Origin of the sequence: Actinomadura chibensis NBRC 106107 (assembly GCF_001552135.1) — a bacterium.
GTDB classification, from domain to species: Bacteria; Actinomycetota; Actinomycetes; order Streptosporangiales; family Streptosporangiaceae; genus Spirillospora; species Spirillospora chibensis.
The window spans coordinates 1-11,278 of sequence record NZ_BCQP01000105.1; the positions used below are offsets into that span (position 1 = coordinate 1).

An 11,278-nucleotide genomic window follows, 5' to 3' on the forward strand; every position below is an offset into this window, starting at 1 on the left:
TCCCGCGCGTGATCAAGAACTCGTCCGGGTAACGTCTCAAGGGCCGGACCCACCTGTCTTGCATCCGGTCAGTTCATGTAAAGTCACGCATACAAGCCCAAAGCGGCTTGGCGCTCGACAACTGAATACAGCTCATCCAGAGGGGTGGAGGGACCGGCCCTGCGAAGCCCCGGCAACCACCCGGCTAAGGCGTACTCGCGATCCTGCGAGGCCGGCCGGGAGATGGTGCCAACTCCGGCCTGCGACCAAGGTGGCGCAGGAAAGATGGGGAGAAAGGCCTCGCCAGCATGGCACTCACGCCTGCCACCGCCGACCTCGGACCGGCTACCGCCCTCGTCTGCCGCGAATGCGGCTCGTCCCGCGATCTCGGGCCGCACTACGCGTGCGAGGAGTGTTTCGGCCCCCTGGAGATCGCATACGACTTCGGGGGCGTCACCCGCGCGAGCATCGAGTCCGGCCCGCGCAACATCTGGCGGTACCGGGGGTTGCTGCCCGTCCCGTCCACCATCGCGGACACGCCGAACACCGAGCCCGGGCTGACCCGGCTCGTCCGCGCCGACAACCTCGCCGAGAGCCTCGGCCTGCAGAGCCTCTGGGTCAAGGACGACAGCGGCAACCCGACCCACTCGTTCAAGGACCGCGTCGTCGCCGTGGCGCTCGCCGCCGCCCGCGAGCTCGGCTTCAAGGTGCTGGCCTGCCCGTCCACGGGCAACCTCGCCAACGCCGTCGCCGCGGCCGCCGCCCGCGCCGGGATCCGCAGCGCCGTGTTCGTCCCGTCGAACCTGGAGTCGCAGAAGATCATCACGACGGCCGTCTACGGCGGGACGTTCGTGACGGTCGACGGCAACTACGACGACGTGAACCGGCTCGCCTCGGAGATCGCCGGGGAGCAGGACGACTGGGCGTTCGTCAACGTCAACGTCCGGCCGTACTACGCGGAGGGCTCCAAGACCCTCGGCTACGAGATCGCCGAGCAGCTCGGCTGGCGGCTGCCGGAGCAGATCGTCGTGCCGGTCGCGTCCGGCTCCCAGCTCACCAAGATCGACAAGGCGTTCCAGGAGCTGATCAAGCTGGGCCTCGTCGAGGACCGGCCGTACCGCGTCTTCGGCGCCCAGGCCGCGGGCTGCGGCCCGGTCGCGACCGCGTTCAAGGCCGGGCACGACGTGATCCGCCCCGTGAAGCCGGACACGATCGCGAAGTCCCTCGCCATCGGCAACCCGGCCGACGGCCCCTACGTCCTGGACGTCGCCCGCCGCACCAACGGCGCGGTCGAGGACGTCACCGACGACGAGGTCGTCGAGGGCATCCGGCTGCTCGCCCGCACCGAGGGCATCTTCGGCGAGACGGCGGGCGGCGTCACCGTCGCGACGCTGCGCAAGCTGATCGGCACCGGCGCGCTCGACCCGTCCGCCGAGACCGTGATCATCAACTCGGGGGACGGGCTGAAGACCCTGGACGCCGTCGCGCCGGTCGTCGCCCCGTCCGCCAACATCGCCCCGTCCCTGGAAGCGTTCCGCGCCGCGGGCCTCGCCTGAGAAAAGGAGCAGCATGAGCACCGTGTCCGTCCGTATCCCGACGATCCTGCGGACCTACACCGGCGGCGAGGCGGAGGTGAAGGCGGAGGGCGCCACCCTGCGCGCGGTCGTCGCCGACCTGGAGGCCAGCTACTCCGGCATCTCCGCCCGCATCCTGGACGACGCCGGAAAGATCCGCCGCTTCGTGAACGTCTACGTCGGCGACGAGGACGTCCGCTTCGCCGACGGCCTCGACACCGCGACCCCCGAGGGCGTCCAGATCTCCATCATCCCCGCCGTCGCCGGCGGCTGAGAGCCGAACCCGATCCCGGCGCGCCCCCACCGCGCGCCGGGACCGGGTTCTTCTTTTGTCACAGGCATGGTGCAATATCGGCGCCAGTCAACCGAGGAGACAGGGTGCCGCTCAAAAACCAGCAGATCGCCGACCACGCCTTCCTGCAGAAGATGTTCGAGGACGACTACTACCCCGACCACCTGGTGGCCAAGGCGAAGGCGATCCTGCTACGCCTCTGCGAACGGATAGAGGCCGAGACCCCCTCCGACCTGCCGGCCCTCTACACCCTGACCCAGGCGGCGACAGAGGAACTCAACGACCTGACCGAAGAGTTCTACGAGGCGGACAGCGAAATCGAAACAATAGCCCGCGACTTCCTGGCCGAGGACTTCTGGTTCATAGCCACCGCCTACAACTTCCCCAACGCAGACCTAGAAGAACTAGTAGCCAACCGAGACTGGTAACCCACCCGCCCCACTCATGGAGCGGATGCTCAGGGCTTTCTACCGCCAGAGGCAGTCATAGCGCTCCGGCGCCCGACCGACCCGAACCTCCCCGTCTCTGACCAGCCATTCAGTCTGAAATTCGTCCTTGTGAACGGCAAGGAAGAGCCCGCATACCCGGTCGTCGTCCTCGTCCATGGCGGGAAGCGCGGCGATCTCCCGAACCTGCTCCAGGACGGCCTCGGACTCGTAGGAGCGCACGGCTCGGGCATAGCACGCCGCGTCGAGCCACCCGCCTTCCGGAAAAGCCCATCCCGCCGAGTCCCCTCGCCGGACGATACGCTCGGCTTCAGCCTTCTGCCCGTAGAACTGCAACCATCCCCGTATGTAAACCCAAGTGTCCACCCACCCATAATGCCACCTGCGGACAACAGCCATTCTCGGCAGAGCGATTGGCGGCGATGCCAGAACCCTACCCACGGCCCCGACAAGCCGCGCCGCTGTAGCACTCGACGCCTTTCTTCCTGATTCCGCTGGGAGGCACCGAAAACAGCTGAACAGACCGACCCGGGTCAGGCGGGAGAGCCACACACCTTCCATCTAACGTTGCAACGTCCCTGCACAGGCGGAGTCGGATGTGCAACTCCCGGTGACGCCAGCGCGGCTGCGCGTACCCGTAGCGGGGCGGGTCCGGCGGTGGTGATGCGATGCGCGGCCCGCGCGGCCGCCCGGTGACCGGCGCCCACGCCGCACGCTCCGGGCGGCCAGACGCGGGACCGTGCCAGCGTCCTAAGCGCCGCCGCCTCTTGACCCCAAACAGCCCAATTCCGCAGAGCATCTGATCTGTAGCGAGAGACGTTTCCGGGCATCCGCAAGGCCCCAGAGTTGCGAACCCTCATAGCGACAATGAGGACGCCACGGGACGGGCCGCATCACCGTGCAGAAGATGTTGCGAACCCTCGTAGGGACGATGAGGATCCCATGGTAAAGCTGCTAGCTGGATGCCGCATGGGCGACCGTACATGGAGGGCAATTGCAGCAGGCCTCCGGTTGTGCACGGGACACCGGCGTGTCGCTGAAACGATCAAGCTTGTTCTCGACGGGGGGTACGCCTTAAGTAGGAGGCGTCGGCGTCTTCGGAGTCTTCGGGCTGGCGGAGGTCGAAGAACTCGATGCGGCCGACCAGGAGCAGAGACTCGGCGAGTGCGGTGGCCAGGATGGTCCGCGGGACGCCGGTGGTCTCGGCGAGGAGTTGCGTGCCTAGCTGGTGTGCTCGACCACGGCGGGGTGGAGCTGGGCGGGCTGCACGGAGAAGTACAGGCGGCGCAACGCGCCGTTGATGGCGGCGAAGTCGGCTCCGACCGTGGGCGGCTGGACGGCGGCGTTGGCCTTGGGGAGCGGAAGCGTGGCACCGGTGCCCTGGCCGGTGACGGCGGGAGCGGGGGTGTTCGGCCGTGCAAGGGTGGGGACGCAGTTCCTGGTTTTCGTCGGTATCGCCGTCACCCTGATCTGGCACCGCCGACTCGCCAAATGAGATGACGTGTAAGCAAGATTGGCCTTTGGCAATTCTGCTTCGTGCTGAGGTCAAGCACCTGCGAACGAGTCCAGTTGGTGGATCGTCTCGCCGACTGCGGCGTTCGGATCAAGCCACACGCAGATGTGGTGATGTTCAGGTGGCTCCTGGTTCGCTGGGATCTGTCCTTCGGAAAGGTGGCCAGCGTTGCGGCCTCGGGCCTGTATCCGGATCCGGTAGCGGCCCGGCACGCCGCGCATGGGGCTGCGGCCGCGCAGAGCAGGAGGCTCCTCACCGTCGGCGTCAATGATCACGGCGTTACCGTGCGGGCTGTCGAAGGTGAGGTCCACCACCGTGTCCCAGTCGTGGACGTTCAGCCGCGGCTCGCTGTCGGAGGCGGTGAGCGTGAGAGTGATATCCCCGGTGTGTGTTCCGGCCATGAAGGCGGCGTGACCTTCGCCGGTGACGGTGGCGAGTGTGTTGGTGCTGAAGATCTGGCCGATCCCGCCATCGTCTAGTGGGCTTTCTTCCTCCGCGAGGAAGTAGGTACCGAAACTGACTGGGAGTCGGACGGTGATACTGAACGGCGCAGGTCTCATATCGTTGTGAGTCTAACTGGGGGGCCGCCCTGCGCTGCTGGAAAGCCAGGGCGGCCCCATCTTGCCAGCTAAGTGGGTACGTCGATCACTGGTCGATCCGGACCCAGAAGCTGTCGCTATCGAGAATGTGGTCGTCCTTCATCCAGTTCTTGTAGGCGTTCTCAGCACTGCGGTTTTGGCTGGCTGTCGATCGACGGACTGGTGGTGGGCTGCGGCCTGCCCGCGCGTGCTGTGGACCTATGTGAGTTTGCGGGTCCTGTTGCCAACCTGCGGCAGGGGCGGGCGTTGCTCGCGGCGGTTCTGGTTGTCGCTCCTCGGGTTAGGCGGCATCTCTATGCGTTTTTCGACTGCCTGTACTTCGCGGGTCTTCGTCCCTCGGAGGCCGTTGCGCTTCGGCTGGAAGAGTGCGAACTTCCGGCCATTGGTTGGGGTCGTCTCCTGCTTGCAGGTTCTAACCGAGCCTCGGGGAAGCAATGGACCGACGATGGGCAGTACCACCAGTCGCGCAGCCTCAAGGCGTGTGCCGAGGGAGTGAAGCGCTCGGTTCCGGCCTGTCCTGAAGATCTTGCGAGCTGACATCGACGAGTTCGGCGTGGCCGAGGATGTGGCAGGCGTGCCTGGCGCTCTGGTTGAACGGGTGGGGTTCCGGGGGGCAACGTGGCGGCTCGTGGTGGGCGCTCGGTGGCGGTGCTGCTGAGCACCTATGCTCACTGCATCGACGGCGACGAGGAGATCAGGAACCGGCGCGTTGACGCAGCGCTGGGGGGCTCCTTCCACGCCCGCCACGGAACGTGCGGAACAGACCGGCCGTCCGGCGCTCCATCTTCGGGTTCGTGTTTCGCGACTGTTCCGTGGGTACCGGTGGACGACCGCACACGCGCGAGACCCGCGGATCGGGTTTCGGTGCAGGTGGGAACAGGTCGGGGACGGTAGATGAACCTTCCGGTCGCGAGGATGCGCGGCGCTTGCACTCGACAGGGTAGAGTGCTAAACAAACGGTTGGCACTCTGCTGTGGAGAGTGACAACTTCACAGTCTGGGTCGGGGCGATGAGGCTCCAGTCCGGCGGCGGAATGGCAGTCGTCGGCGGGGGCCGTCCGTCGCGGGCGTCGGCTCGATCCGTCTAAGCCACCTTGTTCCGGGAGGACTGGAGCCTATGGCTGCAAAGATGATCGCGTTCGACGAGGAGGCCCGTCGCGGTCTTGAGCGCGGCATGAACCAGCTCGCCGACGCCGTCAAGGTGACCCTTGGTCCCAAGGGCCGCAACGTCGTGCTGGAGAAGAAGTGGGGCGCCCCCACGATCACCAACGACGGCGTGTCGATCGCCAAGGAGATCGAGCTCGAAGACGCGTGGGAGAAGATCGGCGCGGAGCTCGTCAAGGAGGTCGCCAAGAAGACCGACGACGTCGCCGGTGACGGCACGACGACGGCGACCGTGCTGGCCCAGGCGCTGGTGCGCGAGGGGCTGCGGAACGTGGCGGCCGGGGCGAACCCGATGTCGCTGAAGCGCGGCATCGAGTCCGCGGTCGAGCGGGTCAGCGAGGAGCTGTCCAAGCTCGCGAAGGACGTGGAGACCAAGGAGCAGATCGCCTCCACGGCCTCCATCTCCGCCGGCGACCCGCAGATCGGCGAGATGATCGCCGAGGCGATGGACAAGGTCGGCAAGGAAGGCGTCATCACGGTCGAGGAGAGCCAGACCTTCGGTCTGGAGCTTGAGCTCACCGAGGGGATGCGCTTCGACAAGGGCTACATCTCGCACTACTTCGTGACCGACCCGGAGCGGATGGAAGCGGTCCTGGAGGACCCGTACATCCTGATCGTCCAGGGCAAGGTGTCGGCGAACAAGGACCTGCTGCCCGTGCTTGAGGGCGTCATGCAGTCCGGCAAGCCGCTGCTGATCATCGCGGAGGACGTCGAGGGCGAGGCCCTGGCCACGCTGGTCGTCAACAAGATCCGCGGGATCTTCAAGTCCGTGGCCGTGAAGGCCCCGGGCTTCGGCGACCGCCGCAAGGCCATGCTGAACGACATCGCCGTCCTGACCGGCGGCCAGGTCATCAGCGAGGACGTCGGCCTCAAGCTGGAGAACACCTCGATCGACATGCTCGGTCGGGCGCGCAAGATCGTCATCGCCAAGGACGAGACCACGATCGTGGACGGCGCCGGCGACGCCAACGAGATCGCGGGCCGGGTCAACCAGATCCGCACCGAGATCGACAACACCGACTCCGACTACGACCGCGAGAAGCTTCAGGAGCGCCTGGCCAAGCTCGCGGGCGGCGTCGCGGTGATCAAGGCCGGCGCGGCGACCGAGGTGGAGCTCAAGGAGCGCAAGCACCGCATCGAGGACGCCGTCCGCAACGCCAAGGCCGCGGTCGAGGAGGGCATCGTCCCCGGCGGTGGCGTGGCGCTGCTGCAGGCGGGCGCCAAGGCGTTCGACAAGCTGGAGCTGTCGGGCGACGAGGCCACCGGCGCGAACATCGTGAAGCGCGCTCTGGAGGAGCCGCTGAAGCAGATCGCCGTCAACGCCGGTCTTGAGGGCGGCGTCGTGGTGGAGAAGGTCCGCAACCTGACGCCGGGTGAGGGCCTGAACGCCGCCACCGGCGACTACACCAACATGTTCGACGCGGGGATCCTCGACCCCGCCAAGGTGACCCGGTCCGCGCTGCAGAACGCTTCGTCGATCGCCGCGCTGTTCCTGACCACCGAGGCGGTCATCGCCGAGAAGCCCGAGAAGAACCCGGCTCCGGCGGGCGGCATGCCCGACGCCGGCGGCATGGACTTCTGAGCCGAACGGCGAACGATCAACGCGTGACCTGAGAGGGGCGGCCTTCGGGCCGCCCCTTTTGCGTTCCCGCGTCGGGCGGCGTCCGGTCGCGGCGGGGGAGGAGGACCGGGGTCGCGAGCATGAGCGCCCCCGCGATCCCGAGCGCGGCGCGCGGGCCCGCGACCCCGGCCAGCACGCCCCACAGCCCGGTCAGGACGGCGGTGACGGCGTTGCCGGTGATCGTCCACGCGGAGAGCGTCCGGGCGACCCGGTCCGCCGCGGTCTCCGTGAGCCGGTACGTCGCCGCGACCGGGTTGAACACCCCGATGCAGAGGATCAGCGCGAACTCGACGGCGACCACCAGCACGAGCCCCGCCGCCCCCGGCCGGACGAACACCAGCCCGACCGGCCAGCACACCCGCAGCGTCCCCGCCGCGAGCATGACCCGGCGCTCCCCGAACCGTGCGACGAACCGCCCCGACAGCCGGGCGCCGACGAGCCCGCCGAGGCACGGGACGCCGAGCGCCAGCCCGTACTGCCATGGCGCGAACCCGAGGTCGCCGAGCATCAGCACCGCCAGCACCGGCGCCGTCGCCATGATCAGGCCGTTGACCAGGACCGTGTTGAGGAACAGCGGACGCAGCACCGGATGGGCGAGGATGTGCCGCCACCCTTCGAGCAGGCCGCCCGCCCGCGCCCGCTCCGTCCGGACGGGACGCGGCTCGTCCCCGCCGATCGCGCGGATCGCGCCCGCCGACAGCAGGTAGCTGACCGCGTCCGCGACCACGGTCGTGACCGGGCCGAACAGCCCGATCGCGGCCCCGCCGAGCGGCGGTCCGAGGACGGTCGTCGTCCACGTCGTCGACTCGAACCGCCCGTTCGCGGCGAGCAGGTCGCCGGGCGCGACGAGCGACTTCAGCGCCGCCCCGCTCGCCGACCGGAACGCGATCCCCGCCGCCGCGACGACCACCGACACGACCAGGAGCTGGACGAACCCGAGCCGCCCGAACGCGTACGCGACGGGCACGCTCAGCATCGCCGCGAACCGCACCAGGTCCATCGCGATCATCACGCGACGCTTGCGGCGGAACTCCACCCACGGGCCGAGCGGCACCGCGACCAGCGCCCCCACCGCGAGCCCCGCCGCCGCGAGCGCCGACACCCGCGCCGGCCCGACGTGCAGCACCAGGACCGCGATCAGCGGGAACGCGTCGTGCGCGAGCCGCGTGCCGGTCGCGCTCACCGCGAACGAGACCCACAGCAACTCGAACGGCCGTCCGAGCGATCGTCTCGCCATGTCGCGCGCACCCCCGCCCGCCTGCCGCCTGCCCGCCGTCTCGTCCGGCCACCGGCACAACCTCCGGTGGACCGGCGAGACCGTAGCGAGCAGCGAACACCGGGATCAAACAACCGTCCGGGTGCCCGGGTACAACGGATGGTTGTTCCGTCGTAGCGCCGTCCTAGAGTCGGCCGACGTGGACCTCAACGCCGTGCGCACCTTCGTCGCCGTCGCGGACGCGGGCCAGTTCCAGCACGCCGCCGCGGAACTGTCGATCAGCCAGCAGGCGGTGTCCAAGCGCATCGCCGCACTGGAGCGCGACCTCGGCGTTCACCTGTTCACCCGCACCCCGCGCGGCGCCCGGCTCACCATCGACGGACAGGCTTTCCTGCCCCACGCGCGAGAACTTCTGGGCGCGGCGGAGAGGGCGGCGGCGTCGGTCCGGCCCGGCCGCCGCGCGCTCCGCGTCGACGTGATCGGACGCGCCCTCGCCCCGGCCGCCCTCCTGCGCGACTTCCACCGGGCACACCCCGGCATCGCGCTGGACGTCGTGACGCTCTTCGACGCCGACACCGCGATCGCCGCCGTCCATTCCGGGACGATCGACGCGTCCTTCCGCGCCCTCACCGGGGAGCTGCCCGCCGGCGCCGAGGCCGCCCGGGTCCTGGACGAGCCCGTCCAGCTCCTCACCGGCCCGCGCCACCCGCTCGCCGCCGCCCGCGCGGTCGCGCCCGCCGACCTCGCCGGGCACCGCATCTGGATGCCCGGCATCATCACCGGCACGGAATGGGCCGCCTACTACGACGACCTGGCCGCCGCCTTCGGCCTGACCATCGACCGTGTCGGCCCCGAGTTCGGAACCGAGCCGCTCCTGGACGTGGTCGCGGGGTCCCCGTCCCTCGCGACGTTCGTCGGCGACCAGACCCGCCTCCTCTGGCCGGACGCATACGGGCTGCGGCGCATTCCCGTCCGGTCGCCGACCCCCGCCTATCCGCACTCCCTGATCTGGCGGGCCGACAACCCCCACCCGGCGCTGGCCACCTTGCGCACCCACCTGACGCGTCCCGGCCGATCCCGCCTCCGCGACACCTGGACGCCGCCCTGGGCGGCCCGGTGACGCGGCATCGCGCGGCCGCCCGCGTTTTCCGCAGATCAACGCGATTGGACGCGCCGATCCGCGATGACGAATTCGCACCCGCCACCGGGAGATCGACCGTGATCGCGACCCGGGCCGGACGATCCCACCTGAGAGACACACGTCACTTTCCCCCATGCCATTCCAGAATGGCGCATGCGCAGGTCAACGCGACCGCGAGCGCGAACGGCCGCCGCTTTCGGCCGCCGGGTGCTTCCCCTCCGGTGCGGGGCTTGGCAGGATCGCCGTTTGGCGGCGCAACGCGCGAATCGCGCGGAGCGCGCCGGGATGGTGACGACGAGGCGGCCCGCAGTCGCGGCCGATGAGGCAGGAGAACACGTGACGGAAGTGTTCGGCTCCCCGGTGCTCAGAGTGGAACAGCCCCGCAGGGGGCCGTTCGCCAAATCGCGGTACAAGGTTCTCGACGACGCCGGAACCGTTCTCGCCATCGCGGCGCCCGCGGACAGCCAGGGGCACGTCGAGATGCGCGGCGTGGTCCCCGGCAAGTCGAATCTCGACCCCCGCGCCGTTCTGCTGACCACCCCGGACGGCGACCCGCTCTACATCGTCGACAAGCAGGCCGGACGCGAATACACGGAGATCCTCACGCCGGAAGGCGATTCCTACGGTTCCTTCGTCACCGAAAGGGTCGGCCGCCGCTACGTCGTCTACGACGGCGAGGGAGCTCTGATCGGCATGGTCGCGGTGGACGTCCCGCGGACCAACTTCGAGGTGAGCGACACCGCCGGGAACAAGGTCGCGCACGTCCGCAAGAAGTGGGCGGGCCTCGCCACCCACCTGCTGACGACGGCGGACAAGTACGCCGTGGAGATCTTCGATCCCGTCCCGGAGCCACTGCGCACGATGGCCGTGATGACCGCCATCGTGATGGACATGAACCTCCACGAGTCCAAGGAGATCACCTGATCGGGGACGATGTCCGCGCATGGGTCTTCCCGGTCCGCGTGCCGCGAGGTACGTTCCGGACGTGCAGGCCGTGCCCGGGCGATCGAACGGCTGGTGGATCTCGCCGGCCGTTCCGACGATCGCGAACTGTGCGCTGGCCGCCCTCTGGGCCTTTTCCGCCCTCGGGGGCTGGGGCGACGCCGCCTTCTGCGGCGAGAACGAAAAGCGCGACGCGGGATGTGGCGAAGGCTTCGAGGACGCGGTGCTCGTCTCCGCACCGATCGCGGCGCTCGCCGCGATCGTGGCCGTGGCCGCGTGGGGGATGCCGGGAGTCCGGCGCCGTCCCGACCGGTTGGACGCCCTTCTCACCGGCGCCGCCTTCGGCTGGGTCCTGGCCGAAGGCGTGCTGTTCATCGGGGGATATCTAGCCAAACCGTAGCGGCGACGCGCCGTTGCCAAAATGAAATATTGAGGGGTTCGCGGGCCTTGCGGCAGCGGGCAGACAGGGGTGAAACCGGACAAAGGTCGAGGTAGAACGATCGCGGAAGCGCCACCGGGCCTGGCGGCCGGGGCGTCCGCGCATGCCGAACGCCTGTGAGCCGGTTTGACGCGCGCATCTCGGCGGCATACAGTTCTCTTCGCCCCACGGGGTTGCAGGACGCCGAAAGGTGGCCGGCCCGCGGGGAAACCAACCACCACCGTCTCAGCCGACACGGCTTCGCCGTGTCTTGTGCGTCGTGGTGGCGTCGGAAAGGCTCGGTTTTGACAATCGGGCCGGATCTGATGAAATGGTTCCACCGCCGGAACGAAACCGCGCAAGCGGGTTCGGAG

11 protein-coding genes and 1 riboswitch are annotated in these 11,278 nt (G+C 68.8%); of the genes, 7 read left to right on the top strand and 4 right to left on the bottom strand.

The annotated features are described in order from the left end of the window. The first annotated feature begins 129 nt into the window (after window positions 1-129). Window positions 130-271: riboswitch (SAM riboswitch) on the top strand. 16 nt (window positions 272-287) lie between these two features. The 3 genes from thrC (at window position 288) to ACH01S_RS41180 (ending at window position 2,273) form a co-directional block, all read left to right on the top strand. After that, the gene (gene thrC, locus ACH01S_RS41170) at window positions 288-1,535 is read left to right on the top strand and encodes a threonine synthase (protein WP_067905685.1); all 1,248 of its coding nucleotides are present in this window, start codon (window positions 288-290) and stop codon (window positions 1,533-1,535) included. 13 nt (window positions 1,536-1,548) lie between these two features. Then, window positions 1,549-1,827: a MoaD/ThiS family protein gene (locus ACH01S_RS41175; protein ID WP_067905687.1), complete on the top strand. Its 279-nt coding sequence runs from the start codon at window positions 1,549-1,551 to the stop codon at window positions 1,825-1,827. Between the two features lie 104 nt (window positions 1,828-1,931). Beyond that, complete coding sequence (locus ACH01S_RS41180) at window positions 1,932-2,273, top strand: DUF5713 family protein (RefSeq protein ID WP_067905689.1); 342 nt, start codon at window positions 1,932-1,934, stop codon at window positions 2,271-2,273. Window positions 2,274-2,312: 39 nt separating this feature from the next. Here ACH01S_RS41180 and ACH01S_RS41185 read toward each other — a convergent pair whose 3' ends face one another. The 3 genes from ACH01S_RS41185 to ACH01S_RS41195 form a co-directional block, all read right to left on the bottom strand. After that, window positions 2,313-2,627 (bottom strand): hypothetical protein, encoded by a 315-nt coding sequence (locus ACH01S_RS41185; RefSeq protein ID WP_083981735.1) that lies wholly within the window; start codon window positions 2,625-2,627, stop codon window positions 2,313-2,315. Window positions 2,628-3,512: 885 nt separating this feature from the next. Beyond that, window positions 3,513-3,755, bottom strand: coding sequence for a hypothetical protein (locus ACH01S_RS44975; RefSeq protein ID WP_067905693.1), 243 nt, complete (start codon window positions 3,753-3,755; stop codon window positions 3,513-3,515). An 81-nt stretch (window positions 3,756-3,836) separates the two neighbouring features. Continuing rightward, entirely contained in the window at window positions 3,837-4,364 is a 528-nt protein-coding gene (locus ACH01S_RS41195) for a hypothetical protein (protein ID WP_067905696.1), read from the bottom strand. Between the two features lie 1,155 nt (window positions 4,365-5,519). Between ACH01S_RS41195 and groL the strand changes: the two genes are divergently transcribed. Continuing rightward, window positions 5,520-7,148, top strand: a complete 1,629-nt coding sequence (groL, locus tag ACH01S_RS41200) for a chaperonin GroEL (protein WP_067905698.1) — start codon at window positions 5,520-5,522, stop codon at window positions 7,146-7,148. Between the two features lie 16 nt (window positions 7,149-7,164). Here the strand turns inward: groL and ACH01S_RS41205 are convergent, their stop codons facing one another. After that, entirely contained in the window at window positions 7,165-8,424 is a 1,260-nt protein-coding gene (locus ACH01S_RS41205; RefSeq protein ID WP_067905700.1) for an MFS transporter, read from the bottom strand. On the opposite strand from ACH01S_RS41205, the gene ACH01S_RS41210 reads away from it, so the two are divergent. The 3 genes from ACH01S_RS41210 (at window position 8,423) to ACH01S_RS41220 (ending at window position 10,886) form a co-directional block, all read left to right on the top strand. After that, window positions 8,423-9,523: a LysR family transcriptional regulator gene (locus tag ACH01S_RS41210; RefSeq protein WP_218010578.1), complete on the top strand. Its 1,101-nt coding sequence runs from the start codon at window positions 8,423-8,425 to the stop codon at window positions 9,521-9,523. The two genes, ACH01S_RS41205 and ACH01S_RS41210, sit on opposite strands and share 2 nt — an antisense overlap. Before the next feature lie 357 nt (window positions 9,524-9,880). Beyond that, complete coding sequence (locus ACH01S_RS41215) at window positions 9,881-10,468, top strand: phospholipid scramblase-related protein (protein ID WP_067905704.1); 588 nt, start codon at window positions 9,881-9,883, stop codon at window positions 10,466-10,468. A 61-nt stretch (window positions 10,469-10,529) separates the two neighbouring features. Further along, window positions 10,530-10,886, top strand: coding sequence for a hypothetical protein (locus ACH01S_RS41220; protein ID WP_067905706.1), 357 nt, complete (start codon window positions 10,530-10,532; stop codon window positions 10,884-10,886). Window positions 10,887-11,278: the final 392 nt, after the last annotated feature.

Bases quoted from the DNA above. Each gene is read 5' to 3' on its own strand.
- thrC (WP_067905685.1), top strand. From the start codon at position 288: ATGGCACTCACGCCTGCCACCGCCGACCTCGGACCGGCTACCGCCCTC.
- ACH01S_RS41175 (WP_067905687.1), top strand. From the start codon at position 1,549: ATGAGCACCGTGTCCGTCCGTATCCCGACGATCCTGCGGACCTACACC.
- ACH01S_RS41195 (WP_067905696.1), bottom strand. From the start codon at position 4,364: ATGAGACCTGCGCCGTTCAGTATCACCGTCCGACTCCCAGTCAGTTTC.
- groL (WP_067905698.1), top strand. From the start codon at position 5,520: ATGGCTGCAAAGATGATCGCGTTCGACGAGGAGGCCCGTCGCGGTCTT.
- ACH01S_RS41210 (WP_218010578.1), top strand. From the start codon at position 8,423: ATGTCGCGCGCACCCCCGCCCGCCTGCCGCCTGCCCGCCGTCTCGTCC.
- ACH01S_RS41205 (WP_067905700.1), bottom strand. From the start codon at position 8,424: ATGGCGAGACGATCGCTCGGACGGCCGTTCGAGTTGCTGTGGGTCTCG.